Below are 24,839 nucleotides of genomic sequence, written 5' to 3' on the forward strand. Positions count from 1 at the left end.
ACGGTTTTGCGACCATTCGTCCAATAGATGGCAAGCGTGGTGGCTATCTGTGGAACAGATAACGGCCGGTGCTCAAGGCGTGAGCAGGTCGGTCAGCAGCTGCACATGGATGCTGTAAGCCTGTTCCGCGTCGACCCATTCCTCAGGCCCCGCCGAGATGTGCTGGACCATCCAGTGGACCAGGGGGCTGAGGACCAGCCCGGGCACGGCCGTGAGCACGGTGGGGCGCAGCAGCCCTTGCGCCACGCCGCGCTGCAGCACCAGGGTCAGCTGGGCGCAGAGGGTGGCATGGACGCGGTGCCGCCAGTCCTGCACCTGCGGGGGCAGGCGATGTCCCTCGGTCAGCAGGACGCGGGCCAGGGCCACCAGGGAGGGCTCCTGCGCGGCCTCGTACATCGGCCGCAGCAGGCGCTGGGCCAGTGCCTGTGCTGTGTCCGCCCCCGCCAGCACCGCGTCCACGTCCAGCGCGGGCAGCTGCATGGAGCGCTGGAGCAGGGCATGGAAGATCGCCTCCTTGCTGTCGAAATGGGCGTACAACCCGCCCTTGGACAGGCCGGCCCGCTGGGCGATGTCGTCGATGCGGGTGTCGGCGTAGCCCTGGGCGGAGAAGGCCGCCAGCGCCGCATCAAGGATCAGCGGGATGCGGGTTTCCGGGGGGAGGCGCAACCGGGGGCGGCGCGCGCGCGCTGGCGTGGCGAGAGAAGGAGCGTGGACTGTCATGACTCGGAAAACAGGACTCTGCCACAGTTGGGCACCGGCCCATTGCACGGCAAGAAACACAGGATCTGCGCTAGGATAACTACCGACTGGTCGGTATGTAACGGCAACCTCCTTTTGTGGGCAAAAGTTCGATCGCATGACTTCAGCACCTCGTTCCTGGACTGCCTGCCGCCGATGGTCGGGAGGGCTGGCCTTGCTGACGCTGGCGGGCTGCCAGTTGGCGCCGGTCACGCCGCCTTCGGCGTCACTGCCGGACCACTACCCCGCCGATGCGGCCGACCCGGCGGTTCAGGCGGCCGGGCCACGGGCGGCGGTGCTGGGCTGGGCGCAGTACTTTCAGGATGAGACCCTGCGCGGCCTGATCCGCCAGGCCCTGGCCAACAACCATGACCTGCGCCTGGCGGTGCTGAAGGTGGCCGAGGCCCGGGCCGGCTACGACATCCAGCGGGCCGACCAATGGCCCTCGCTGGCCGGCACTGCGCAGGCCGCGCGCGGCCGCACGCCGGCCGACCTCAGCCCGATCGGGCGGGCCGTCACCGGCAACCAGTTCTCCGTCGGCCTGGCGGCCAGCAGCTGGGAGCTGGACTTCTGGGGCCGGGTGCGCAACCTCAGCGATGCGGCCCTGGAGAACTACCTCAGCACCGAGGAGGCCCGCCGGGCCGCCACGCTGGGCCTGATCGCCCAGGTGGCCAACAGCTACCTGGCCCTGGGTGAGCTGGACGAGCGGCTGGACCTGGCCCGCCGCACGGCCAGCAGCCGGGCCGAGTCGCTGCGCATCTTTCGCCGTCGCACCGAGGTGGGCGCCACCTCGCGGCTGGAGCTGACCCAGGTGGAGCTGCTGTCGCAGCAGGCCGAGGTGCTGGTGGCACAGTTGATGCAAGCCCGGGCCCAGCAGGCCCATGCGCTGGCCTTGCTGGAGGGCGCCAGCGGCAGCGTGCCGACCACCGCCGGGCGGCTGGACGACGGGGCGGTGATGGCCGGCCTGGCGCCGGGTCTGCCCTCGGACCTGCTGCTGGCTCGCCCGGACATCCTGGCCGCCGAACACGGCCTGCGGGCGGCCAACGCCAACATTGGCGCCGCCCGCGCCGCCTACTTCCCGCGCATTGCGCTGACCGGGTCCTACGCCACGGCCAGCAGCCAACTCGACGGGCTGTTCAAGTCCGGCAGTGGCGACTGGTCCTTCGGCCCCGGGCTGAGCCTGCCGCTGTTCGACGGCGGTCGGCGCGCCAGTGCGCTGGCCCTGGCCGAGGTGCGGCAGCAGCAGGCACTGGTGGCCTATGACCAGGCGGTGCAGGGTGCCTTCCGCGACGTGGCCGACGCCCTGGCGGCCCAGCGTGGCCTGAGCAACCAGGTGCAGACGCTGACCCGCATGCTGGCCGTGCAGAACGAACGCGCGCGGCTGGCCCAGTTGCGCTACGACGCCGGGGCGGTGCGCTACCTGGAGGTGCTGGACGCCGAGCGCGACCGCCTCAGCGCCGAACAAAGCCTGGTGCAGGCGCGCCGGGCCCTGCTGAGCGCGCGGGTGGCGCTCTACACCGCCCTGGGCGGCGGCACCCAGCTCGCCGCTTCCTCCGAATCCTCTCCCTCGCCGCAGCCATGAACCCCAAGCTCGCCAAGTTCCTTCCCCTGCTCGCCGTGGCCGCCCTGGCGGGGGCGGGCTACTTTGCCTGGTCCCGGCTGCACGACACCGGCCCAGGCCCCGGCTTTGTCAGCGGCAACGGCCGGTTGGAGGGCACCGAGATCGACGTGGCCGCCAAGCTGGGCGGCCGGGTCGAGGACATCCTGGTCAACGAAGGCGACTTCGTGAAGGCCGGCCAGCCGCTGGCCAGCATGCAGATCCAGAGCCTGCAGGCCCAGCGCGACGAGGCCGAGGCCCGGGTGCAGCAGGCCGTGCAGTCGGTGGCCTCGGCCCAGGCCCAGGTGGCGCTGCGCGACAGCGACGTGCAGGCCGTGGTGGCCCAGGTCGCCCAGCGTGAGGCCGAGCTGGACGCGGCGCGCCGCAAGCTGGCGCGCTCGGAGGAGCTGTCGCACGACGGGGCCTCCTCCGGCCAGGAACTGGACGACGACCGGGCCCGCATGCGCGGCGCCCAGGCGGCGCTGGTGGCCACCCAGGCCCAGGTGCGCTCGGCCCAGGCGGGCGTCGTGGCGGCCAAGGCCCAGGTCACCGCGGCCCAGGCCAGCGCCTCGGCGGCCCAGGCCAGCGTGGACCGCATCGACGTCGACCTGGCCGACAGCATCCTGAAGTCGCCCCGCGACGGCCGGGTGCAGTACCGCATCGCCCAGCCCGGCGAGGTGGTGGGCGCGGGTGGCAAGGTGCTGAACCTGGTCGACCTGACCGATGTGACGATGACCTTCTTCCTGCCGGAGGCGGTGGCCGGCCGGGTGGCCCTGGGCAGCGAGGTGCGGCTGGTGCTGGACGCCGCCTCGCAGTACGTGATCCCGGCCAAGGTGTCCTTCGTGGCCAGCATCGCCCAGTTCACGCCCAAGACGGTGGAGACCGCCACCGAGCGGCAGAAGCTGATGTTCAAGGTCAAGGCCCGCATCGACCCCGAGCTGCTGCGCCGCCACCTGCAGCAGGTCAAGACCGGCCTGCCAGGCGTGGCCTGGGTGCGGCTGGATCCCCAGCAGCCCTGGCCGGCGGCGCTGAACAAGAACGTGGTCGAGGCCAGCCACCCATGAGCCTGGCCCAGGGCACCCCGGTGGCCCGGCTGCAGGGCGTGCGGCAGGTGTACGGCCGCAGCGTGGCGCTGGACGGCGTGACGCTGGACCTGCCGGCGGGTGTCATGGTCGGTCTGATCGGCCCCGACGGCGTGGGCAAGTCCAGCCTGCTGGCGCTGGTGGCCGGGGCGCGGGCGATCCAGCAGGGCCAGGTGCAGGCCCTGGGCGGCGACATGGCCAGCGTGGCCCACCGCGACGCCGTCTGCCCGCGCATTGCCTACATGCCCCAGGGCCTGGGGCGCAACCTCTACCCCACACTGTCGGTGGAGGAGAACCTGCAGTTCTTCGCCAAGCTGTTCGGCCATGACGCGGCCGAGCGGCGCCGGCGCATCGACGCGCTGACCCGCAGCACGGGCCTCCACCCCTTCCTGGACCGCCCGGCCGGCAAGCTCTCCGGCGGCATGAAGCAGAAGCTGGGCCTGTGCTGCGCGCTGATCCACGACCCCGACCTGCTGATCCTGGACGAGCCCACCACCGGCGTGGACCCGCTGGCCCGGGCCCAGTTCTGGGAGCTGATCGGGCGCATCCGCCAGCAGCGCCCGGGCATGAGCGTGCTGGTGGCCACCGCCTACATGGACGAGGCCCAGCGCTTCGACTGGCTGGTGGCGCTGGACGATGGCCGGGTGCTGGCCACCGGCACACCCGCCGAGCTGTTGGCCCAGACCGGCTCCCATTCCCTGGAGCAGGCCTTCATCCGCCTGCTGCCCGAGGACAAGCGGCGCGATTACCGGCCGGTGGAGATTCCGCCACTGGACGATGGCCACGAGGACATCGCCATCGAGGCGCGCGACCTGACGATGCGCTTTGGCGACTTCGTCGCGGTGGACCATGTGAGCTTTCGCATCCGGCGCGGGGAGATCTTCGGCTTCCTGGGCTCCAACGGCTGCGGCAAGTCCACCACAATGAAGATGCTGACCGGCCTGCTGCCGGCCAGCGAGGGCGAGGCCTTGCTGTTCGGCCAGCCGGTGGACGCCAGCCGCATGGACACCCGCCGCCGGGTGGGCTACATGTCGCAGGCCTTCTCGCTCTATGGCGAGCTGACGGTGGTGCAGAACCTGGTGCTGCACGCCCAGCTGTTCCATGTGCCGCAGGCCGAGGTGGCGGCGCGGGTGGAGGAGATGATTGCCCGCTTCGACCTGGCCGAGGTGCGCGACACCCTGCCGGAGAAGCTGCCGCTGGGGCTGCGCCAGCGCTTGTCGCTGGCGGTGGCCGTGGTGCACAAGCCGGACCTGCTGATCCTCGATGAGCCCACCTCCGGCGTGGACCCGGTGGCGCGCGATGCCTTCTGGCGGCTGATGGTGGAGCTGTCGCGGCGCGACAAGGTCACGATCTTCATCTCGACCCACTTCATGAACGAGGCCGAGCGCTGTGACCGCATGTCCATGATGGATGCGGGCCGGGTGCTGGACAGCGACACGCCGGCCGCGCTGATCGCCAAGCGCGGCGCTGCGACGCTGGAGGAGGCCTTCATCGGCTACCTGCGCGACAGCGCGGCAGGCGACGCTCAGGCGGCGCAGGACGAGGCGGCCGAGACCGTTTGGTCGGCGCCGGCCGCCGCGGCCGCTCAACCCTCGCGCTGGCGGAGGCTGCGGGCCAGTCTGGTCCGCATGGCCAGCTACATGTGGCGCGAATCGCTGGAGCTGCGGCGCGACCCGGTGCGCGCGGCCATGGCCCTGGGCGGCTCGGTGCTGCTGATGTTCGTGATCGGCTTCGGCATCAGCCTGGATGTGGAGGACCTGCGCTACGCGGTGCTGGACCGTGACGACAGCCCGCTCAGCCAGAGCTACGCGCTGGAGCTCAGCGGCTCGCGCTACTTCACCGAGCATGCGCCGGTGCAGGACTACCGCGAGCTGGACCGGCGCATGCGCAGCGGTGAGCTGTCGCTGGTGATCGAGATCCCGCCCGGCTTCGAGCGCAGCGTGCTGCGCGGGCAGGTGGTGCAGGTGGGCGCCTGGGTCGATGGCGCGATGCCGCAGCGGGCCGAGACCATCCAGGGCTATGTGCAGGCCATGCACCAGCTCTGGGTGGTGGACCGCATCCGGGCCCGCACCGGCCAGACGCTGGCGGGCGCGGCCTCGGTCGAGACCCGCTACCGCTACAACCCCGATGTGCGCAGCCTGCCGGCCATGGTGCCGGCGGTGATGCCGCTGCTGCTGCTGATGCTGCCGGCCATGCTGACCGCGCTGGCGGTGGTGCGCGAGAAGGAGCTGGGCTCCATCCTGAACCTCTACGTCACGCCGGTCACCCGCACCGAGTTCCTGCTGGGCAAGCAGATGCCCTATGTGGGCCTGGCGCTGCTGAACTTCGCGTTGATGAGCCTGTTGGCCGTCACCGTCTTCGGCGTGCCCGTCACCGGCAGCTTCGCCACGCTGGCGCTGGCCTCGGCGCTGTTTTGCCTCAGTTCCACGGCGCTGGGCCTGCTGGCCTCCACCGTCACCCGCAGCCAGATCGCCGCCATGTTCTTCACGATGATCGGCACCATGCTGCCGGCGGTGCAGTTCTCCGGCCTGCTCAACCCGGTCAGCTCGCTGGAAGGGGCCGGCCACCTGATCGGCACGCTGTACCCGGCCACCTACATGTTCACCATCAGCCGCGGCGTGTTCAGCAAGGGCCTGTCGCTGGCCGATCTGCAGGGGGCGATCTGGCCGCTGCTGCTGAGCTACCCGGTGATCCTCGGCGGCGCCATCGTGCTGCTGAAGAAGCAGGAGCGCTGAGATGGTCACCCCGCACCGGCCCGCCTGGCGGCGCCACCTGGCCAATGTCTACCGCCTGGGCGTCAAGGAGCTGTGGAGCCTGTGGCGCGACCCGACGATGCTGGTGCTGATCGTCTACACCTTCACGGTGTCGGTCTACATCGCCGCCACGGCCGTGCCGGAGACCCTGCACCAGGCGCCCATCGCCATCCTGGACGAGGACCGGTCCGCGCTGTCCGGGCAGATCGTCGCGGCCTTCTACCCGCCGCACTTCCGCCCCCCGGCCATGATCACCCGTGACCAGGTGGACCCGGGCATGGACGCCGGCATCTACACCTTCGTGCTGGACATCCCGCCCAACTTCCAGCGTGACGTGCTGGCCGGCCGCGCGCCGGCTGTGCAGCTCAACATCGACGCCACCCGCATGAGCCAGGCCTTCACCGGCAATGGCGCGGTGCAGCAGATCGTGCAGGACGAGGTCAACGAGTTCGTGCAGCGCGCCCGCGGCGGTGGCACGCTGCCGGTGGAGCTGGCGCTGCGCATGCGCTTCAACCCCGCGCTGGAGGGCAGCTGGTTCGGTGCGTTGATGGAGGTGGTGAACAACGTCACCATGCTGTCCATCATCCTGACCGGCGCAGCGCTGATCCGCGAGCGCGAGCACGGCACCGTGGAGCATCTGCTGGTGATGCCGGTGACACCTGCCGAGATCATGCTGTCCAAGGTGTGGTCGATGGCGCTGGTGGTGGTCGTGGCGTCCACGCTGTCGCTCAACCTGGTGATCCAGGGGGCGCTGAAGGTGCCGATCGAGGGCTCGCTGGTGCTGTTCTTCTTCGGCACCCTGCTGCACCTGTTCGCCACCACCTCCATGGGCATCTTCCTGGCCACCGTGGCGCGCAGCATGCCGCAGTTCGGCCTGCTGCTGATCCTGACGCTGATCCCGCTGCAGATGCTCTCGGGCGGCACCACCCCGCGCGAGAGCATGCCCGTCTTCGTGCAGGACCTGATGCTGGCCGCGCCCACCACCCACTTCACCGAGCTGAGCCAGGCCATCCTCTACCGCGGCGCCGGGCTGGAGGTGGTGTGGGTGCAGTTCCTGGCACTGGCGGTGATCGGCAGCGTGCTGTTCGGCCTGTCGCTGGCGCGCTTTCGGCGCACCATCAGCCAGATGGCCTGAGCGCTCAGGCGCCCCCGTCGTCCGGCTCGTCCTCGCCACTGCCCTGATCGAGCTGCTGCATGTTCTCCAGCAGCTTCATCAGGTAGTGGGTGGTGTGGATCAGGTCGCCGAACGAGAAGTCCGTCGTGGCCGCCTCGTAGAAGGCGTGGATCTTGGGCTGGGCCTGCTGGTGCCAGACCGCCTGGCCCGCCTCGGTGAGGCGGATCAGCCGCGCGCGGCGGTCGTTCGGGTCCGGGTCGATGCGGATGCGGCCATCGCGTTCCAGCCGCCCGATCACGCCGGCCAGGTTCTGCCGGCTCACCAGCAGGTAGCGCGCCAGGTCACCCACGCTGCGGCCCTGGGCCGACTCCGGCAGCGACAGCGCGCCCAGCACCGCCCACTGCTGCGTGGTCAGCCCTTCGCTTTCCACCGCGCGGGTGCCGGTCTTGTGCAGCAGGTTGGCGCATTGGTAGAGCTTGAAGAACAGCCGGTTGGCGAGTTCGTCGCGCGCCTCATCTCTCTTGCTTTCAGCGGTTGGCATGGTGTCGGGGCTGGCCGGGGAAGTCGGGTAAATATAACAATGTATTGACTGAAACAAGCCGCCACGCGGAGGAGACGCGCATGCAGGCAGCCTACATCATCGGGCACGGGGGCAACGAGGTGGTGCGGGTGGGCGAGCGCCCCCGGCCCGGGCGGCGGCCGGGCGAGGCGGTCTGGGGCGGTGCCCTCCAGTCGCTGGTGCGCGGCGGCCGGCCTGTGTCGCCTGTTCGTGCGCCAGTTGCAGGTCATCGGCTCGACCTACGGCACGGTGCAGGAATTCGATGAGCTGCTGCGCTTTGTCGCCCGCACCGGCCTGCGCCGGTGATCGACAGCCAGTACCCGCTGGAGGCCATCCACGCGGCGCTGGACCGCCTGGCCTCGGGTCAGCAGTTCGGCAAGGTGGCGCTGGCGCTGCCGCCCGCCTGAGGCGTAGCTTCGGCCCAGGCCTTGGCCTGGGCCAGCACGAAGTCGATCAGCGTGCGGGTGGCCAGGGTCTCGTAGCGGTCGGGCATGCGCAGCAGGAACAGGCGCGAGCCGAAGATGCTCAGGCGCCAGTCGTCCAGACCGGTGACCACCGTGCCTGCCGCCAGCTCGCGGGCCACCACATAGTCCGGCACCAGCCCCACGCCCAGCCCGGCCAGGATGGCCTCGTGCAGGAACTGGAAGTTCTCGGAGGCCAGCGTGGGCTGCAGCGCGATCTCGTGCCGCTCCTCGCCCCGGTAGGCCGACACGCGCAGCGCGCGCCCCACCACGTTGGAGGTGATCAGCGGCACCTGGGCCAGGTCCTCCAGCCGGGTGGGCAGCGGGTGCGCCTGCGCGTACTGGCGGGAGGCGCAAACGATGTGACGCATGCGGCTCAGCTCGCGGGCGATCAGCTGTGGGGGCGGCTCGGACAGCACGCGGATCGCCAGGTCCACCTCGTCGCGCAGCAGGTCGTCCACCCGGTTGTCGAACAGCAGCTCCAGCCGGATGCTGGGGTGCAGGCGCTTGAATTCGATCAGCCAGTGCGACATCACCAGCTGCCCGAAGCCGGTGGGCACGGCCAGGCGCACGCTGCCGTGCAGGCCTTCACGCAGGCTGGCCACCGACTCTTGCGCGGCCTGTAGCTCATCGCGGATCACGCAGCCATGCCGGTACAGGCGCAGCCCGGCCTCGGTCGGGTCGATGCGGCGGGTGGTGCGGCGCACCAGCTGCTGGCCCAGCGACTTCTCCAGCTGGGTCAGGTGGTAGCTGATGTTGGCCCGGCTCATCTTGCGCTTGCGGGCCGCCTGGCTCAGGTTGCCGGCCTCGACGATGTCCACCAGCAGCAGCAGGGCGTTGACGTCCATGGCGCTTGAATGTCAAAGAGGATTTGACAGTTTGTCTATTGGCTTTCCAATTGTCAAAGGAGATTCGCTCCCGAAGAATGGCGCATCGTCTTCGGAGGCCTGTCCGTGTCCCTCTACACCCTGCAAGGCGCAGTCGCCGTCATCACACTGGACCACCCGCCAGTCCAGGCCCTGGGCCATGCCCTGCGGGCCTTTTTGCTGCAGGCGCTGACGGCGGCCCAGGCCGATGCCGCGGTGCGGGCCATTGTGCTGACCGGCGATGCGCGGGCCTTCTCGGCCGGCGCCGATGTGAGCGAGATGGGCACCCCGCTGCAAACGGCCGAGCCCCGGCTGGACCAGCTGCTGGCGGCCCTGGAGGGGGCATCCAAACCGGTGGTGGCTGCCCTGGCCGGTGTGGCCCTGGGCGGCGGCCTGGAGCTGGCGCTGGCCTGTCACGCCCGGGTGGCGCTGGAAGGCGCCCGCGTGGGCCTGCCCGAGATCCTGATCGGCCTGATCCCCGGCGGTGGCGGCACCCAGCGCCTGCCCCGGCTGGTGGGGCTGCCGACCGCGCTGGAGATGATGCAGTCCGGCCAGGCCCGCACCGCGCGGCAGCTGGCCGACACGGGGCTGTTCGACCGCGTGGTGGCCGACGACCTGGTGCCGGCCGCCGCCGCGGTGGCGCTGCGCCTGGCCGAGGCCGGCGCGCCCTGGCCGCTGGCGCGGGACCGGCAGCCCGAGGCGGCCGCCGTGCAGGCCCAGGTGGCCGCGGCCCGCGCCCGGCTGCAGCCCCGCCAACGCCTGCAGCCGGCCCACACCGCGTTGCTCGACGCCCTGGCCGCGGTGGCCGAACCCTTCGAGGCGGGTCTGGCGCGGGAGCGGGCGCTGTTCCTGGGCCTGGTGGCCAGCCCGCAGGCGCGGGCCTTGCGCCATCAGTTCAAGGCCGAACGCGAGGCGGTGAAACTGCCCGCCGCCCTGCAGATGCCGCCGCGGCCGGTGGACCGGGTGGCGGTGATCGGCGCCGGCACCATGGGCACCGGCATCGCGATCAGCGCGCTGGACGCCGGCCTGGGCGTGCTGTTGCTGGAGCAGGCGCAGGAGGCGCTGCAAGCCGGCGTGCAGCGCATCCACGCGCACTACAACGGGCGGGTGGCGGCGGGCAAGCTCACGGCGGCCCGGGCCGGCGAGGCCCTGGCACGGCTGACCGCCACGCTGGACTGGGCTGCGCTGGCCCAGGCCGATCTGGTGGTGGAAGCCGTGTTCGAGGATCTCGCGGTCAAGCAGGCGGTGTTCCGGCGCATCGATGCCCATGCCCGCCCGGGCGCGGTGCTGGCCACCAACACCTCCTACCTGGACATCGACGGGATGGCCGCCGCCACCGGCCGGCCGGCGGATGTGCTGGGCCTGCACTTCTTCAGCCCGGCCCAGGTGATGAAGCTGCTGGAGGTGGTGCAGGGCCGGGCCACCGCCCCGGAGGTGCTGGCCACCGGCATGGCCCTGGGTCAGCGCCTGGGCAAGCTGCCGGTGCGCTGCGGCAATGCCTTCGGCTTCATCGGCAACCGCATCTACAACGCCTACCGGCGCCAATGCGAGTTCATGCTGGAAGACGGCGCCTGGCCCGAAGAGGTGGACCAAGCCCTGACCGGCATGGGCTTCGCCATGGGCCCGTTCGCGGTGGCGGACCTGTCCGGCCTGGACATCGCCTGGCGCATGCGCCAGGCCCAGGCCGCCAGCCGCGACCCGCGCGAGCGCTACGTGCCCATCCTGGACGGCCTGTGCGAACGCGGCCGGCTGGGCCGCAAGACCGGGGCCGGCTACTACGTCTACACCGAGGGCCAGGCCGCGCCCGGCACCGATGCGACCGTGCGCGACCTGATCGAGCAGGCCCGCGCTGCCCGCGGCGGCACGCCGCAGACCTTGACGGCCGAGACGATCCGGCGCCGCGCGCTGCTGGCCATGGTCAACGAAGCGGCGCTGCTGCTGGCCGAAGGCGTGGCCGCCCGCGCCAGCGACATCGACGTGGTGCTGGTCCAGGGCTATGGCTTCCCGCGCTGGGAAGGTGGCCCCGTGTTCTGGGCACGCCAGCAGGACCCGGCGGCGTTGGCGGACGAGCTGGCGACGCTGGTCGCGGCCGCCGGCTTGGGCGTCCGCCAGGGGGACCTGCGCGTGCTGCTGGACTGAGCCGGCGCCCCCAGCCCCTCGCTTTCCGCTGATTCCTTCGCTCCCCGGCGTGCTGCGGCAGGCCGGTGGGACCTCTGTTGCCGGCAACGGCGCTGCACCTGCGCACCACCATGCACCACGCCTACATCTGCGATGCCATCCGCACCCCCATCGGCCGCTACGGCGGCGCCCTGGCCAGCGTCCGGACCGACGACCTGGCGGCGATTCCGATCCAGGCCCTGATGGCCCGTCACCCCGGGGTGGACTGGGCCGCGCTGGACGACCTGAGCCTGGGCTGCGCCAACCAGGCCGGCGAGGACAACCGCAACGTTGCCCGCATGGCCAGCCTGCTGGCCGGCTTGCCGCCCGAGGTGCCCGCGGCCACCGTCAACCGGCTGTGCGGCTCCAGCCTGGATGCGGTGGGCAGCGCGGCCCGCGCCATCCGGGCTGGCGAGGCCCAGCTGATGATCGCCGGCGGGGTGGAGAGCATGAGTCGCGCGCCCTTTGTGATGCCCAAGGCCGAGAGCGCCTTCAGCCGCAGCAGCGCCGTGCACGACACCACCATCGGCTGGCGCTTCGTCAACCCACGGATGAAGGCCCGCTACGGCGTGGACAGCATGCCCGAGACCGCCGAGCACGTGGCCCGCGAGCACGCCATCGAGCGCGAGGCGCAGGACCGCTTCGCGCTGCGCAGCCAGCAGCGCGCCCTGGCGGCCCAGCAGGCCGGCCACCTCGCCCGCGAGATCACGCCCGTGCCGGTGCCGCAGCGCCAGGGCGAGCTGCTGCAGGTGACGCAGGACGAGCATCCGCGCGACACCACCCTGGCGGCGCTGGCCCGTCTGAAGGGCGTGGTGACGCCGGACGGCACGGTGACCGCCGGCAATGCCAGCGGCGTCAACGACGGGGCCTGCGCCCTGTTGCTGGCCAGCGAGGCCGCGGCTGCGCGGCAGGGGCTGACACCGCGCGCCCGCGTGCTGGGCATGGCCGTGGCCGGGGTGGCGCCGCGGGTGATGGGCATCGGCCCGGTGCCGGCCACGCAAAAGGTGCTGGCGCTGACCGGCCTGGGCCTGGACCAGATGGAGGTGATCGAGCTCAACGAGGCCTTTGCCGCCCAGGGCCTGGCGGTGCTGCGCGGGCTGGGCCTGGCCGACGACGATGCGCGGGTGAATGCCTGGGGCGGCGCCATCGCGCTGGGCCACCCGCTGGGGGCCACCGGCGCGCGCCTGGCCACCACGGCGGTCAACCGCCTGCATGCGACGGGCGGGCGCTACGCGCTGTGCACGATGTGCATCGGCGTAGGCCAGGGCATTGCCGTGGTGCTGGAACGGGTCTGAGCCAGGGTCACCTGCGGCGCAGGGCCGGCGGCGGCGAGCACTGCGCGGGCCCGTGAGTGCGCGGCCATCGGTCTGTCAATAAGCAATCAGTTGCATGAATTCGTTCCTGCGGGACGACAGATGACTGCCCTTGCCACGCCGGAATCTTGGGAAAACACCTAGAAAAAAGATATCGACAACAGGTTGTCGTATCTCACTTCGATTCCTAATATAGGCAAATATATTGACGTAAATGACCGCCGGAGCCGGCTGTGCGCCGGGCGGTTCCAACCCAGGAGAAACCATGAGCCAGTTGAAGGACAAGACCGCCATCGTGACCGGTGGTGCGGGGGGCATCGGCAGCGCCACCTGCCGGCGTTTGGCTGCTGACGGGGCCAAGGTGGCCGTGTTCGACATGAACCTGGACGCGGCGGAAAAAGTGGCCGCCGACATCCGCGCCGCAGGGGGTCAGGCCGCGGCCTTCCGCTGCGACATCACCGACCGCGCCGCGGTGGATGCGGCGGTGGCCGCGACCGAGGCCCAGCTGGGCCCCGTCAATGTGCTGGTGAACAACGCCGGCTGGGATGTCTTCAAGCCCTTCGTGAAGACGGCGCCGGCCGAGTGGGACAAGCTCATCGCCATCAACCTGGTGGGCGCGCTGCACATGCTGCATGCGGTGCTGCCGGGCATGGCAGAGCGTCAGTCGGGCCACATCGTCAACGTGGCCTCCGACGCCGCGCGCGGTGGCTCATCCGGTGAGGCGGTCTATTCCGCCTGCAAGGGCGGCCTGGTCGCCTTGTCCAAGACCCTGGCCCGCGAGCACGCCCGCCACCACATCAATGTGAACGTGGTCTGCCCCGGGCCGACCGACACCGCCCTGCTGGCCGGTGTGGCCGAGGGCGCGCGGGACCCGGCCAAGCTGATCGAGGCCTTCAAGAGCGCCATTCCGATGGGGCGGCTGGGCCAGCCCGAGGACCTGGCTCAGGCCATCGCCTTCTTCGCCAGCGACGACGCGGCCTTCATCACCGGCCAGGTCCTCAGCGTGTCGGGCGGCCTGACCATGCACGGCTGAGCGCCGTGATCCCGACGAACCGAACCCCTCTGGAGACGAGCATGCAATTCGAAGACATCCTGTACGAAGTCCGCAACGGCGTGGCCTGGATCACCATCAACCGGCCCGACAAGATGAACGCATTTCGCGGGACCACCTGCGACGAGATCATCAAGGCCATGAACAAGGCCGGCTACGACCGCAGCGTCGGCGCCATCGTGCTGACGGGGGCCGGTGACCGGGCCTTTTGCACCGGCGGCGACCAGTCGGCCCACGACGGCAATTACGACGGCCGCGGCACCATCGGCCTGCCGATGGAGGAACTGCACGCCGCGATCCGCGACGTGCCCAAGCCGGTGATCGCCCGCGTGCAGGGCTTCGCGATCGGTGGCGGCAATGTGCTGGCCACCATCTGCGACCTGACCATCTGTTCGGACAAGGCCATCTTCGGCCAGGTGGGCCCGAAGATGGGTTCGGTGGACCCCGGGTACGGCACCGCCTTCCTGGCCCGTGTGGTGGGCGAGAAGAAGGCGCGCGAGATCTGGTACCTGTGCCGCCGTTATTCCGGCGCCGAGGCGGTGGCCATGGGCCTGGCCAATGTCTGCGTGCCGCACGAGCAGCTCGACGCCGAGGTGCAGAAGTGGGGCGAGGAACTGTGCGAGCGCAGCCCGACCGCGCTGGCCATCGCCAAGCGCAGCTTCAACATGGACACCGCCCACCAGGCGGGCATCGCCGGCCTGGGCATGTACGCGCTCAAGCTCTATTACGACACCGACGAATCCCGCGAGGGCGTGGCGGCGCTGAAGGACAAGCGCAAGCCCGACTTCCGCAAGTTCGCCAAGTGAGCACGGGCGCGAGGAGGCTGTCATGACCCCCAACCCCTACCTCGACGAGGACCTGGTGGCCCTGGCCGACTCGGCGCGGCGCTTCGCTGAGGCGCGCGTCAAGCCGGACTTCCAGGCCCGCGACACCACTCGGGTGCTGGACCGCGCGCTGCTGCGCGAGATGGGCGAACTGGGCTTCATCTGCCCGGAGCTGCCCGAGGCCTTTGGTGGCCTGGGCCTGGGCACGCTGGCCGCCGGTGTGATCCACGAGGAGATCGCCCGCGCCGACCTGAGCTTCTCCTACCTCAACCTGCTGGCCTCGCTGAACGCGCAGATCCTTTCGCGCTATGGCCAGCCCGAGGTGGTGGCGCCCTGGTTGAAGAAGATGGTGCGCGGTGAGGCCATCTGCTGCATCGCGCTAACCGAGCCGCGCGGGGGCTCGGACGCCGGCAACCTGCGCCTGCGTGTGGAGCGCGACGGTGACCACTATGTGCTCAACGGCGAGAAGACCTCGATCTCGGCCGCCGATCAGGCGGACATCGCGGTGGTCTTCGGCCGCACCGGCACGGCGGAATCCAAGGCCCACGGCGTGACGGCGATGCTGGTGCCGATGGACGCGCCCGGCGTCAGCACCAGCCGCTTCGACTGCCATGGCCAGCGCGCCATCGGCCGTGGCTCGATCTTCTTCGAGAACGTGCGGGTGCCGGTGAGCCACCGCCTGGGCGAGGAGAACAAGGGCTTCGTGCAGGTGATGCACGGCTTCGACTTCTCGCGCGCCCTGATCGGCCTGCAGGTGCTGGCGGTGGCACGGGTGGCCTTGGAGGAGACCTGGGCCTACATCACCCAGCGCGAGGCCTTCGGCCAACCGCTGTCGGCCTTCCAGGGTGTGACGCATCCGCTCGCGCAGTTCGACACCGAGGTCGAGGGCGCGCGCCTGCTGTGTCTGCAGGCCCTGTGGCTCAAGGACCAGGGCCAGCCGCACAGCGCCGAGGCGGCGATGGCCAAGTGGTGGGGCCCCAAGCTGGCCTACGACGCCATCCACCAGTGCCTGCTGTGCTTCGGCCACGGCGGCTACGACCGCGGCCCGATGGAGCAGCGGCTGCGCGACGTGCTGGGCTTCCAGATCGGCGACGGCACGGCCCAGATCATGAAAACCATCATCGCCCGCACCCGGGCCGGGCGGCAGTTCGTCCCGGCCTGAGGACGACGCCCCCGCCAACAGAAAACGGAGGTCGCCGGCACAGGCGGCCCCATTTCCACCCCACGAGGAGACACCGCATGGAGTTCGATGCCGTACTGCTGCCGCCGCGCCGTGCGCGGATGATGGCGCAGGGCTGGTGGCTGGACCGCACCATCAACGACGAGCTGGATGCCTGCGCCGCGGCCTGCCCGGACAAGGTCGCCCTGACCGCCTGCCGGATGGAGACCGGCGAAGTGACCCGCTTCACCTACGGCGAGCTGGCCCGCATGGCCGACCGCATCGCCGTGGGCCTGCACCGCCTGGGCGTGCGCCGCCAGGACGTGGTGGCCTGCCAGCTGCCCAACTGGTGGCAGTTCACGCTGGTGTACCTGGCCTGCTCGCGCATCGGGGCGGTGATGAACCCGCTGATGCACATCTTCCGCGAGCACGAGCTGGGTTTCATGCTGCGCCATGGCGAAGCCAAGGTGATGATCGCGCCGCGGGTCTTCCGCGGTTTCGACCACGAGGCCATGGTGCGCGGCCTGCAGCCGCAGTTGCCGGCCCTGCAGCAGCTGGTCATTGTCGACGGCCAGGGGGCCGACAGCTTTGAGGCGCTGCTGAGTGGCCCGGCCTGGGAGGAGGCGAGCGATGCGCGCGACATCCTGCACGCCAGCCGGCCCGGGCCGGACGACATCACCCAGCTGATCTACACCTCGGGCACCACTGGCGAGCCCAAGGGGGTGATGCACTCGGCCAACACGACCTTCTCCAACATCGTGCCCTATGCCCAGCGGCTGGACCTGGATGCGCAGGATGTCGTGCTGATGGCCTCGCCGATGGCCCACCAGACCGGCTTCATGTACGGGCTGATGATGCCCATCCTGCTGAAGGCCAGCGTGGTGCTGCAGGACATCTGGGAGGCGCGCCAGGGCATTGCGCTGATCCAGCGCGAGCAGGTCAGCTTCACGATGGCTTCCACGCCCTTCCTGACCGACCTGACCAACACGGTGGCGGCCCAGGGCACGCCGGTGCCGTCGCTGAAGACCTTTCTGTGCGCCGGCGCGCCCATCCCCAGCGCGCTGGTGGAGCAGGCCCGCGCGGTGCTGGGCAGCAAGATCGTGTCCGCCTGGGGCATGAGCGAGAACGGCGCGGTGACGCTGATCCGGCTGGACGACCCGGACGAGCGGGCCTTCAACACCGACGGCCTGCCGCTGCCGGGGGTGGAGATCCGGGTGATGGGCACCGATGGTCAGCCGGCACCGGCCGGGGTGGCGGGGGAGCTGCATGTGCGCTCCTGCTCCAACTTCGGTGGCTACCTGAAGCGGCCGCAGTGGAACCACACCGATGCCGAGGGCTGGTTCGACACCGGCGACCTGGCCCGCATCGACGCCCAGGGCTATCTGCGCATCACCGGCCGCAGCAAGGACGTGATCATCCGCGGCGGCGAGAACATCCCGGTGGTGGAGATCGAGAACCTGCTCTACCGCCACCCGGCGGTGCAGCAGGTGGCGCTGGTGGCCTACCCCGACGAGCGCCTGGGGGAGCGGGCCTGCGCGGTGGTGGTCTGCAAGCCGGGCCAGAGCCTGGACCTGCCGGGCCTGGTGGCCTACCTCAAGGGCCACAAGGTGGCGATGCAGTACCTGCCCGAGCGGCTGGAGCTGCTGGACGCCATGCCAGCCACCCCCACCGGCAAGTTCCAAAAATTCAAGCTGCGCGACCTGCTCAAGGCCAGGCTGGCGGCGTCCTGAGCCGCGTCCGGGAGACCCCATGACAGACACCTCTTTGGTGCGGGTGGAGACCCGCGCGCGCGTCGGTTGGCTGACCCTGAACCGGCCCGCCCAGCGCAATGCCTTGAACGATGCGCTGATGGATGCGCTGGGCGCGGCGCTGCTGGCCCTGGACGAGGACCCGGCCATCGGTGCCATCGTCATCACCGGCAGCGACCAGGCCTTTGCCGCCGGGGCCGACATCGCCGCGATGGCCGACTGGAGCCAGCACGAGGCCAGCGAGCGCAACTTCATCACCCGCAACTGGGAGACGCTGCGCAGCGTGCGCAAGCCGGTGCTGGCTGCGGTGGCGGGCTTTGCGCTGGGCGGCGGCTGTGAGCTGGCGCTGGCCTGCGACATCATCGTTGCCGCCGAGTCGGCCCGCTTCGGCCTGCCGGAGGTGAAGCTGGCGATGATTCCCGGCGCAGGCGGCACCCAGCGCCTGCCGCGCGCCATCGGCAAGGCCAAGGCCATGGACCTGTGCCTGTCGGCCCGCCTGCTGAATGCCCAGGAGGCCGACCGCTGCGGTCTGGTGTCACGGGTGGTGCCCGATGCCGAACTGCAGAGCCAGACCGAGGTGCTGGCCCGGCAGATCGCCGGCTTCTCGGTGCCGGCGCTGCGGGCCATCAAGGCCTCGATCAACCGCAGCTGGGAGAGCTCGCTGGCCGAGGGCCTGCTGTTCGAGCGCCAGCAGCTCTACGCCCGCTTCGCCAGCGAGGACGCCCACGAGGGCATGCATGCCTTCCTGGACAAGCGCCCGCCGGATTTCCGGCACCGCTGACCTCTCGACCCCCGCTGACCTTTCCGGGAGCACCCGACCATGGCCCTTGACGCCGAAAGCTTTGACCTCCTGCTGTCCACCGTTCAGCGCTTCGTGCGCGAGCGCCTGATGCCCATGGAGAACCACCTGGAGGAGCACGACGAGGTTCCGGCCGACCTCATCGAGGACATGAAGGAGATGGGCCTGTTCGGGCTGACGATCCCCGAGGCCTACGGCGGCATCGGTCTGTCGGTCAGCCAGGAGGTGCAGGTCAACTACGAGCTGGGCCGCACCGCGCCGGCCTTCCGCTCGGTGTTCGGCACCAACATCGGCATCGGCTCGCAGGGCATCCTGATGGACGGCACGCCCGAGCAGAAGGCCAATTACCTGCCGCGCGTGGCCAGTGGCGAGCTGGTCATGTCCTTCGCGTTGACCGAGCCCGACGCCGGCACCGACGCCGCCTCGCTCAAGACCCGGGCCGAGCGCGACGGCGACCACTATGTGCTCAACGGCACCAAGCGCTTCATCACCAACGCGCCGCGGGCGGGGGCCTTCACGCTGATGGCGCGCACCGGCGGGCCGGGGGCGGGCGGGGTCTCCGCCTTCATCGTGCCGGCCGACACACCGGGCCTGAAGCTGGGCAAGACCGACAAGAAGATGGGCCAGCGCGGCACCAAGACCTGTGACGTGATCCTGGAGAACGCGCGCGTGCCGGCCAGCCACATCATCGGTGGCGAACCCGGCCAGGGCTTCAAGACGGCGATGAAGGTGCTGGACCGCGGGCGGCTGAACATCTCGGCCGTGGCCTGCGGCATGGCCGCGCGGGTGCTGGAGGAGTCCGCACGCTATGCGCACGACCGCAAGCAGTTCGGCAAGCCCATCGGCGAGTTCCAGCTGGTGGCGGCGATGCTGGCCGACAGCCAGGCCGAGCTGCTGGCTGGCTGGTCCCTGGTGCAGGCGGTGGCCCAGCGCTTCGATGGCAAGCCGGCCGAGGTCTCGGACCCGGACATCTCGATGCGGGTGTCCTGCGCCAAGCTGTTCGCCACCGAGATGCTGGGCCGCGTGGCCGACCGCGGCGTGCAGGTGCATGGCGGGGCGGGCTACATCAACGAGTACCCGGTCGAGCGCTTCTACCGCGATGCCCGGCTGCTGCGCCTGTACGAAGGCACCTCGCAGGTACAGCAACTGATCATCGGCCGCGAGCTGCTGCGCACGGCCTGAGATCCCCGTCCCGCCAGGAGGTGCCCATGCCCTGAACGCACCCGATGACCGCACACAAGACCCACAGAGAACCAGGAGACACCTTCCCATGACCCCCTCGATTCGCCGCGTCCGCCGGCTGTCTTTTCATTGCATCATGGTGGCCGTGCTGGTCAGTCTCTACACCGTTCCCGCCTTGGCCGATGCCGAGGTGGAGGCCCTCAAGAAAGAGCTGGCCGAACAGCGCAAGCTGATCGAGCAGCTGCTGGCGGCGCAGGGCCAGGCGCCCGCGCCGGCCGCCGCGGCCAGCGCCGCCCCGGTGGCAGGCACGCCGCCGGTGGCCGGGGTCAGCCAACCGTCGATCAGCGCCTACGGCGTGGCCGATGTGGGCTTCAACTCGACCAGCGCCGGCCAGGGGCGAAAGACCCAGTTCAGCTCGGGCGGCTTCTCCTCCTCGCGCCTGGGCGTGCGGGTGGACCATCCGCTGGCCGCGGCCCTGCAGGCCGTCGCCCTGGCCGAGGCCGGCGTGCTCTATGACAACGGCGTGGTGGGCAACGCCAGCATGTCGCCGGGCATCAACACCACCCCCTCGTCGGGCGGTCAGCTGGGCACGGGCACGCAGCTGTTCTCGCGCCAGATCTTCGCGGGCCTGAAGGGCGACTTCGGCAGCTTGACCCTGGGCCGGCAATACACGGGGTCTTACATCGAAGCCACCGGGATCGGCAGCGTCAAAGGGGATGGCCTGCTGGGGTACTCGGGCGGCGTGATCCCGCTGGTGGGCGGCATGCCCACACGTCTGGACAACTCCCTGGCCTACGTCACCCCGAGCTGGCAGGGCCTGTCGGCCCAGCTGATCTACACCACCGGCAGCGAGAACAATGTCAGCGAGCCCACGACCTCGGGCAGCAACCTGACCACCGACCGTGCCGGCCGGGGCCACGACATCGCGGTGTTCTACCGCCAGGGGCCGCTGACCGCCGCCGCCTCCACCTGGGGCGTGAATGCCACGAGCTACAAGACCACTGAGACCGGCCTGGCCCGCAAGCGCGGCTTCCAGTTGGCGGCCAACTACGACTTCGGGCTGCTGAAGCTGGCGGGCAACGTGGCCTCCGGCAAGATCAAGGGGGGCGGCTACGAGAACGTCACCCAGACCCTGTCGGATGCGAATGCCTATGGTCTGAGCGTGCTGGTGCCCTACGGCCCGCATCGCTTCGTGGTGGCCTACAGCCACCTCAACGACAAGTCGGCCCTGAACAAGGATGCGAGCATCTACGGCCTGGGCTACTGGTACGAGCTGAGCACCAGCACCAAGTTCTACGCCGCCTGGGGCCGCATCCAGAACAATGCCCAGGCCAGCTACAGCCTGGTCGACGGCGGCAGCCTGGTGGATGCCACCAAGGAAGCCGGGGTGAGCCCCTCGGGCTTTGCCGGGGGCATCAACTTCACGTTCTGACCGGGCCGTCTCGCGTGGCGCCGCCGGTGGCCGGGTCCCGGGCGTAGCGCCCCGGGGGCAGGCCCACATGGCGGGTGAAAGCCACGCCGAAGGCACTGACCGAGCGGTAGCCCACCTGTTCGGCAACCTCGGCCATCGGCAGCGTCTGCTGCCGCAGCAGCTGTTTGGCCCGGGCCATGCGCCAGCCCAGCAGATAGGCCATGGGCGGCTGGCCCACGGCCCGGCTGAAGCGCTCGAAGAAGGCCGAGCGCGACAGGGCGGCCTCCCGCGCCAGCCGGGCCACCGTCCAGGAGGCCTGCGGTGCCTCGTGCAGGCGGCGCAGGGCCTGGGCCAGCTGCGGGTCTGTCAGGGCACGCACCAGCCCGGGGGAGGCGGCCTCGCGCTGGCCTGCGGCGCGCAAGGCCTCGATCAGCAGCACCTCCAGCAGCCGGGCCAGCACGATCTCGCGGGCCGGGCGCTCGGCGCGGGATTCATCACCCACCAGCTGCATCAGCGTGGCCAGGCGGGGCTCGCCCCGCACATGGATCCACCGCGGCAGCAACGACACCAGCAGGGCCGCGTCGGGTGAACTGAAGACGCAGTGCCCGACCAGCAGACAGGTGTCCACCGGACGGGATGGGTCGCCCACCCGGGCGCCGCCCGGCATGGCCTGGATGGGGGTGTCGACGGGCTCGTCCCCGCGCGGGGGTGGGCGGTCCAGGCTGGCGGTGGCAAAGCTGTGCGCCGCGGGGATCAGCACGAAGTCCCCGGCCTGCAGGACCAAGGTGTTTCCTCCGGATGGGCTGTCGATGTGCAGCTGGCAGCCCCCCTCCAGCACGGCGAGATAGAAGGGCTGGCCGAGCTCGGTCCGGCGCACCGCCCAGGGGGCCGAGGCCAGGACCCGCTTGGCAAACGGCGCCTGCGGCTGGAGCAAAGCCACGACTTCGGCCAGGGGATCGGTCATTCCGGACGATGGCGACAAAACAATGGACTATCAAGTCTAGTCCGTCCGGTCTGGTCTGCCTATCGTGCGGCTCTTCCTCTTCTTCCCCTTCACCGGAACTGACCATGACCGCCTCCCTGAACGCCCCTGCGACCACTCCTTCGACCGTCCTCATCACCGGCTGCTCTTCCGGCTTCGGCCTGGAGACGGCGCGCCTCTTCCTCGCCCGCGGCTGGCAGGTGGTCGCCACCCTGCGCCAGCCGCGCGAGGGGCTGTTGCCGGCGTCCGAACGCCTGCGCCTGCTGCCCCTGGATGTGACCGATCCCGACAGCATCCGGGCCTGTGTGGCCGAGGCCGGGCCGATCGACGCGCTGGTCAACAACGCCGGCATCGGCCTGCTGGCGCCCCTGGAGGGCATGACGATGGCCCAGGCGCGAGAGCTCTTCGAGACCAACACCCTGGGCACGCTGGCGATGACGCAGGCGGTGCTGCCCCAGTTCCGGAAGCAGGGCCGGGGCGTGGTGGTGAACGTGAGCTCGAGCGTCACGCTCCAGCCCTTGCCCCTGCTCTCGGTCTACACCGCCAGCAAGGCGGCGGTGAATGCGTTCACCGAATCGGTGGCGCTGGAACTGGCCCCGTTTGGCGTGCGCATGCACCTGGTGCTGCCGGGCCGTGCGCCGGCCACTTCCTTTGGCGACAACGCGCGTGGGCGCATGGGGGCCGAGCCCCACCCGGCCTACGCTGCCTTCCAGGCGGAGGTCTTCGCCAGCCTGCGCGACACCCAGACGCCCGTGACGGAGGTGGCCGATGTGACCGAGGCCGTGTGGCGCGCCGTGACCGACCCGGGCGCGCCCATGCGGCTGCCGGCGGGGGCCGATGCCTTGGCGCTGGCCGCGGCGCCGTCCGCCTGAGCCGGGCCAGCGGCCCCCGTCCACGGGTCTGCAAGGGGATGTGGAAGGGGCTATCCTGCGACGCCTCAGCGACTTCCTGAACGATTTGCCATGAAGCTCTACTACAAGCCCGGTGCCTGCTCGCTCGCCTCCCACATCGCCTTGGAAGAGGCGGGTCTGCCCTATCAGACCGAGGCTGTGGACCTGAAGACCAAGGTGACCGCCAGCGGCCAGGACTACTGGCAGATCAACCCCAAGGGCTATGTGCCGGCCCTGCGGCTGGACAGCGGCGAGCTGTTGACCGAAGGCCCGGCCATCCTGCAGTACGTGGCCGATCAGGCGCCCGCCGCGGCCCTGGCGCCTGCCGCCGGCACGGTGGCGCGTTACCAGCTGCAGGCCTGGCTGACCTTCATCGGCACCGAGCTGCACCGCTCCTGCACGGCCTTCTTCCACCCGCAGGCCGGGGACGACTGGAAGGCCATCGCCCGCGCCACCTTGGAGCGCCGCCTGTCCTACGTGGACGGGCAACTGCAGGGCCGCTCCTTCCTGATGGGAGAAGACTTCACCGTGGCCGATGCCTACCTGTTCACCGTGCTGAGCTGGATGAAGCCGATCGGCATGGACCTCTCCGGCTGGCCGCAGATCGTGGCCTTCCAGACCCGTGTGGCGGCCCGCCCGGCCGTGCAGGCGGCGTTGAAGGCCGAGGGCCTGGCCTGAGTCGGGGCCGCGCGGCGTTCAGCGCCGCGTGATCAGCTGCGACACCGGGTAGCCGCCCATGCTGCCCACGCTGCCGTGGGCCACCACCGTGGTGCCGGTCATGCAGATGGCGCCCATCATGCCCAGCGCGGTGCAGTCGGCATAGGCCGTCTGCTGTAGCTGGGCGGCGGTGGGGGTGGCCGTGGGGTCGTTGGGGTTCACGAAGATCAGCGCGTAGGCATTGCCGGTGCCGCCAGAGGCCGGGTTGGTGGCGCTGGGGTAGCCCGCGTAGAGCGCATCGCTGGCCGGCCCGGGCTTCCAGCCGGCGTTGCCGTTGGCCACCACGAAGGTGTCGGTGGTGGCCAGCGCGAAGATGCCCACCAGCAGGCCGGTGCCGGTGCTGTCGCTCAGCGAGGCCAGTGGGTGGCTCAAGGCCACGGTGCGCATCGGCGTGTCGGTCATCGACTCGGTCAGGCTGCCGCTCAGGCTCGAGACGCTGCGGGTGGTCGAATCCAGCGTGAAGCTGCCGGTGAAGATGCTGTTGTTGGGCTGGGTCTGCGGCTCGTAGAAGGTCAGCACCACGCTGTAGGCGCTGATGACGTGGACGGCACTGGCGCTGGCGCCCGTGCCCTGGGCGTTGCTGGCGCTGACGGTGAAGGCATGGCCCGCGCAGCTGCCGCCGCAGGCCACCGTGGCCGGCAGACTGCTGACCGTGGCCGTGATGCCGGCGGGCACCGAGGTGATGGTGTAGCCGGTGATGGCGCTGCCGCCGTCGTCCACACTGCCCACCGACACCACCACGCTCTGTGCGGTGCTGCCCAGCGTGGCGCTGACCCCGCTGGGCTGGCCGGGCACCGTCAGGGCATCGGCCGCCAGCACGGTGATGGCCCAGCTGGCTTCGGTGGCCGCAGCGTAGCGGTCATCGCCGGCCTGGTCGGCGGCGATCACGCAGTCGCCCACCGCCAGGGCCTGCACCGTGCCATCGCTGGCGCCCACGCTGCACAGGCTGGGGGTGAGGCTGCGGTAGGCCACCGCCAGGCCCGAGCTGGCCGTGGCCACCACGCTGGCGCTGCGGCCCACCCGCAGCGTCTGGGCCGAGCTGCCTTCGTCAAAGGCCAAGGTCTGGGCCAGTGGCGTGTTCACCTGCACCGCCAGGGTCTGGGTGACCTGGGCGGCCGAGCGGTGGGTGGCGTCCCCCGCCTGATCGGCGGCCACCACGCAGTCGCCCAGGGCCAGGGCCGTCACCAGCCCGGTGCTGCTGACGCTGCAGACCGTGCTGCTGAGGCTGCTGAAGCTGACCGCCAGGCCCGAGCTGGCGCTGGCACTGACCTGAGCCGTGCCGCCCAGGGTGAGGGTGGGTGCGGTGTCGAAGGTGATGGCCTGTGTCTGCGCCAGATCGGCGCCGGACAGGCCGCCGCCGCAGGCGGTCAGGCCTGCGGCCAGCAGCAGGGCCGGGACGGTGCGGGGAATGCGGAGCATGAGCGGTCCTTGTGCGA

22 protein-coding genes are annotated in these 24,839 nt (G+C 70.6%); 17 read left to right on the top strand and 5 right to left on the bottom strand.

Features of this window, described 5'->3' with window-relative positions; all coding sequences use genetic code 11:
- Window positions 1-72: 72 nt before the first annotated feature.
- The gene (locus KGA65_RS05100; protein ID WP_225862052.1) at window positions 73-666 is read right to left on the bottom strand and encodes a TetR/AcrR family transcriptional regulator; all 594 of its coding nucleotides are present in this window, start codon (window positions 664-666) and stop codon (window positions 73-75) included.
- Between the two features lie 190 nt (window positions 667-856).
- On the opposite strand from KGA65_RS05100, the gene KGA65_RS05105 reads away from it, so the two are divergent.
- The 4 genes from KGA65_RS05105 to KGA65_RS05120 are packed head-to-tail and all read left to right on the top strand — an operon-like array spanning window position 857 to window position 7,305.
- Window positions 857-2,320, top strand: a complete 1,464-nt coding sequence (locus tag KGA65_RS05105) for an efflux transporter outer membrane subunit (protein ID WP_225862053.1) — start codon at window positions 857-859, stop codon at window positions 2,318-2,320.
- On the top strand, window positions 2,317-3,399 hold the full coding sequence (locus tag KGA65_RS05110; protein ID WP_225862054.1) for an HlyD family secretion protein: 1,083 nt from the start codon (window positions 2,317-2,319) through the stop codon (window positions 3,397-3,399). Before KGA65_RS05105 ends, KGA65_RS05110 begins: the two co-directional genes overlap by 4 nt.
- Complete coding sequence (rbbA, locus tag KGA65_RS05115; protein WP_225862055.1) at window positions 3,396-6,152, top strand: ribosome-associated ATPase/putative transporter RbbA; 2,757 nt, start codon at window positions 3,396-3,398, stop codon at window positions 6,150-6,152. Before KGA65_RS05110 ends, rbbA begins: the two co-directional genes overlap by 4 nt.
- Window position 6,153: 1 nt before the next feature.
- Entirely contained in the window at window positions 6,154-7,305 is a 1,152-nt protein-coding gene (locus KGA65_RS05120) for an ABC transporter permease (RefSeq protein ID WP_225862056.1), read from the top strand.
- A 4-nt stretch (window positions 7,306-7,309) separates the two neighbouring features.
- Here KGA65_RS05120 and KGA65_RS05125 read toward each other — a convergent pair whose 3' ends face one another.
- Window positions 7,310-7,825, bottom strand: a complete 516-nt coding sequence (locus tag KGA65_RS05125; protein WP_225862057.1) for a MarR family winged helix-turn-helix transcriptional regulator — start codon at window positions 7,823-7,825, stop codon at window positions 7,310-7,312.
- Window positions 7,826-8,005: 180 nt separating this feature from the next.
- On the opposite strand from KGA65_RS05125, the gene KGA65_RS05130 reads away from it, so the two are divergent.
- A complete protein-coding gene (locus tag KGA65_RS05130; protein ID WP_225862058.1) occupies window positions 8,006-8,149 on the top strand; it encodes a hypothetical protein in 144 nt (47 codons plus the stop codon).
- Window positions 8,146-8,250: a hypothetical protein gene (locus tag KGA65_RS21035; protein ID WP_225862059.1), complete on the top strand. Its 105-nt coding sequence runs from the start codon at window positions 8,146-8,148 to the stop codon at window positions 8,248-8,250. The genes KGA65_RS05130 and KGA65_RS21035 overlap by 4 nt, the downstream gene beginning before the upstream one ends.
- On the opposite strand, the gene KGA65_RS05140 is transcribed toward KGA65_RS21035, so the two are convergent.
- Window positions 8,208-9,152: a LysR family transcriptional regulator gene (locus tag KGA65_RS05140; RefSeq protein ID WP_225862060.1), complete on the bottom strand. Its 945-nt coding sequence runs from the start codon at window positions 9,150-9,152 to the stop codon at window positions 8,208-8,210. The two genes, KGA65_RS21035 and KGA65_RS05140, sit on opposite strands and share 43 nt — an antisense overlap.
- 105 nt (window positions 9,153-9,257) lie before the next feature.
- Between KGA65_RS05140 and KGA65_RS05145 the strand changes: the two genes are divergently transcribed.
- The 9 genes from KGA65_RS05145 (at window position 9,258) to KGA65_RS05185 (ending at window position 20,835) form a co-directional block, all read left to right on the top strand.
- On the top strand, window positions 9,258-11,309 hold the full coding sequence (locus KGA65_RS05145) for a 3-hydroxyacyl-CoA dehydrogenase NAD-binding domain-containing protein (protein ID WP_225862061.1): 2,052 nt from the start codon (window positions 9,258-9,260) through the stop codon (window positions 11,307-11,309).
- A 110-nt stretch (window positions 11,310-11,419) separates the two neighbouring features.
- Window positions 11,420-12,622, top strand: a complete 1,203-nt coding sequence (gene pcaF, locus KGA65_RS05150) for a 3-oxoadipyl-CoA thiolase (protein WP_225862062.1) — start codon at window positions 11,420-11,422, stop codon at window positions 12,620-12,622.
- 283 nt (window positions 12,623-12,905) lie between these two features.
- Complete coding sequence (gene badH / locus KGA65_RS05155) at window positions 12,906-13,673, top strand: 2-hydroxycyclohexanecarboxyl-CoA dehydrogenase (protein WP_225862063.1); 768 nt, start codon at window positions 12,906-12,908, stop codon at window positions 13,671-13,673.
- A gap of 41 nt (window positions 13,674-13,714) precedes the next feature.
- Window positions 13,715-14,497 (top strand): 2-ketocyclohexanecarboxyl-CoA hydrolase, encoded by a 783-nt coding sequence (badI, locus tag KGA65_RS05160; protein ID WP_225862064.1) that lies wholly within the window; start codon window positions 13,715-13,717, stop codon window positions 14,495-14,497.
- A gap of 22 nt (window positions 14,498-14,519) precedes the next feature.
- Window positions 14,520-15,677, top strand: coding sequence for a cyclohexanecarboxyl-CoA dehydrogenase (gene aliB / locus KGA65_RS05165; protein WP_225862065.1), 1,158 nt, complete (start codon window positions 14,520-14,522; stop codon window positions 15,675-15,677).
- 77 nt (window positions 15,678-15,754) lie between these two features.
- Window positions 15,755-17,404 (top strand): cyclohexanecarboxylate-CoA ligase, encoded by a 1,650-nt coding sequence (gene aliA / locus KGA65_RS05170; RefSeq protein WP_225862066.1) that lies wholly within the window; start codon window positions 15,755-15,757, stop codon window positions 17,402-17,404.
- Window positions 17,405-17,423: 19 nt separating this feature from the next.
- Window positions 17,424-18,203, top strand: coding sequence for an enoyl-CoA hydratase-related protein (locus KGA65_RS05175; protein WP_225862067.1), 780 nt, complete (start codon window positions 17,424-17,426; stop codon window positions 18,201-18,203).
- A gap of 39 nt (window positions 18,204-18,242) precedes the next feature.
- The gene (locus KGA65_RS05180; RefSeq protein ID WP_225862068.1) at window positions 18,243-19,403 is read left to right on the top strand and encodes an acyl-CoA dehydrogenase family protein; all 1,161 of its coding nucleotides are present in this window, start codon (window positions 18,243-18,245) and stop codon (window positions 19,401-19,403) included.
- 88 nt (window positions 19,404-19,491) lie between these two features.
- Window positions 19,492-20,835: a porin gene (locus KGA65_RS05185; RefSeq protein ID WP_225862069.1), complete on the top strand. Its 1,344-nt coding sequence runs from the start codon at window positions 19,492-19,494 to the stop codon at window positions 20,833-20,835.
- On the opposite strand, the gene KGA65_RS05190 is transcribed toward KGA65_RS05185, so the two are convergent.
- The gene (locus KGA65_RS05190) at window positions 20,825-21,778 is read right to left on the bottom strand and encodes an AraC family transcriptional regulator (protein ID WP_225862070.1); all 954 of its coding nucleotides are present in this window, start codon (window positions 21,776-21,778) and stop codon (window positions 20,825-20,827) included. The genes KGA65_RS05185 and KGA65_RS05190 overlap by 11 nt on opposite strands.
- A gap of 104 nt (window positions 21,779-21,882) precedes the next feature.
- Between KGA65_RS05190 and KGA65_RS05195 the strand changes: the two genes are divergently transcribed.
- On the top strand, window positions 21,883-22,668 hold the full coding sequence (locus KGA65_RS05195) for an SDR family oxidoreductase (RefSeq protein WP_225862071.1): 786 nt from the start codon (window positions 21,883-21,885) through the stop codon (window positions 22,666-22,668).
- A 90-nt stretch (window positions 22,669-22,758) separates the two neighbouring features.
- Window positions 22,759-23,364, top strand: a complete 606-nt coding sequence (gstA, locus tag KGA65_RS05200; protein ID WP_225862072.1) for a glutathione transferase GstA — start codon at window positions 22,759-22,761, stop codon at window positions 23,362-23,364.
- Window positions 23,365-23,382: 18 nt separating this feature from the next.
- Here gstA and KGA65_RS05205 read toward each other — a convergent pair whose 3' ends face one another.
- A complete protein-coding gene (locus KGA65_RS05205; protein WP_225862073.1) occupies window positions 23,383-24,822 on the bottom strand; it encodes a hypothetical protein in 1,440 nt (479 codons plus the stop codon).
- Window positions 24,823-24,839: the final 17 nt, after the last annotated feature.

The sequence above is a fragment of the Ideonella benzenivorans genome (assembly GCF_020387415.1).
Taxonomy (GTDB): Bacteria; Pseudomonadota; Gammaproteobacteria; order Burkholderiales; family Burkholderiaceae_C; genus Ideonella; species Ideonella benzenivorans.

What these genes read in the sequence shown, in the direction of transcription:
- KGA65_RS05105 (WP_225862053.1), top strand. Translation starts at nt 857, where the DNA reads ATGACTTCAGCACCTCGTTCCTGGACTGCCTGCCGCCGATGGTCGGGA.
- KGA65_RS05110 (WP_225862054.1), top strand. Translation starts at nt 2,317, where the DNA reads ATGAACCCCAAGCTCGCCAAGTTCCTTCCCCTGCTCGCCGTGGCCGCC.
- rbbA (WP_225862055.1), top strand. Translation starts at nt 3,396, where the DNA reads ATGAGCCTGGCCCAGGGCACCCCGGTGGCCCGGCTGCAGGGCGTGCGG.
- KGA65_RS05120 (WP_225862056.1), top strand. Translation starts at nt 6,154, where the DNA reads ATGGTCACCCCGCACCGGCCCGCCTGGCGGCGCCACCTGGCCAATGTC.
- KGA65_RS05125 (WP_225862057.1), bottom strand. Translation starts at nt 7,825, where the DNA reads ATGCCAACCGCTGAAAGCAAGAGAGATGAGGCGCGCGACGAACTCGCC.
- KGA65_RS05140 (WP_225862060.1), bottom strand. Translation starts at nt 9,152, where the DNA reads ATGGACGTCAACGCCCTGCTGCTGCTGGTGGACATCGTCGAGGCCGGC.
- pcaF (WP_225862062.1), top strand. Translation starts at nt 11,420, where the DNA reads ATGCACCACGCCTACATCTGCGATGCCATCCGCACCCCCATCGGCCGC.
- badH (WP_225862063.1), top strand. Translation starts at nt 12,906, where the DNA reads ATGAGCCAGTTGAAGGACAAGACCGCCATCGTGACCGGTGGTGCGGGG.
- badI (WP_225862064.1), top strand. Translation starts at nt 13,715, where the DNA reads ATGCAATTCGAAGACATCCTGTACGAAGTCCGCAACGGCGTGGCCTGG.
- aliB (WP_225862065.1), top strand. Translation starts at nt 14,520, where the DNA reads ATGACCCCCAACCCCTACCTCGACGAGGACCTGGTGGCCCTGGCCGAC.
- aliA (WP_225862066.1), top strand. Translation starts at nt 15,755, where the DNA reads ATGGAGTTCGATGCCGTACTGCTGCCGCCGCGCCGTGCGCGGATGATG.
- KGA65_RS05175 (WP_225862067.1), top strand. Translation starts at nt 17,424, where the DNA reads ATGACAGACACCTCTTTGGTGCGGGTGGAGACCCGCGCGCGCGTCGGT.
- KGA65_RS05180 (WP_225862068.1), top strand. Translation starts at nt 18,243, where the DNA reads ATGGCCCTTGACGCCGAAAGCTTTGACCTCCTGCTGTCCACCGTTCAG.
- KGA65_RS05185 (WP_225862069.1), top strand. Translation starts at nt 19,492, where the DNA reads ATGACCCCCTCGATTCGCCGCGTCCGCCGGCTGTCTTTTCATTGCATC.
- KGA65_RS05190 (WP_225862070.1), bottom strand. Translation starts at nt 21,778, where the DNA reads ATGACCGATCCCCTGGCCGAAGTCGTGGCTTTGCTCCAGCCGCAGGCG.
- KGA65_RS05195 (WP_225862071.1), top strand. Translation starts at nt 21,883, where the DNA reads ATGACCGCCTCCCTGAACGCCCCTGCGACCACTCCTTCGACCGTCCTC.
- gstA (WP_225862072.1), top strand. Translation starts at nt 22,759, where the DNA reads ATGAAGCTCTACTACAAGCCCGGTGCCTGCTCGCTCGCCTCCCACATC.
- KGA65_RS05205 (WP_225862073.1), bottom strand. Translation starts at nt 24,822, where the DNA reads ATGCTCCGCATTCCCCGCACCGTCCCGGCCCTGCTGCTGGCCGCAGGC.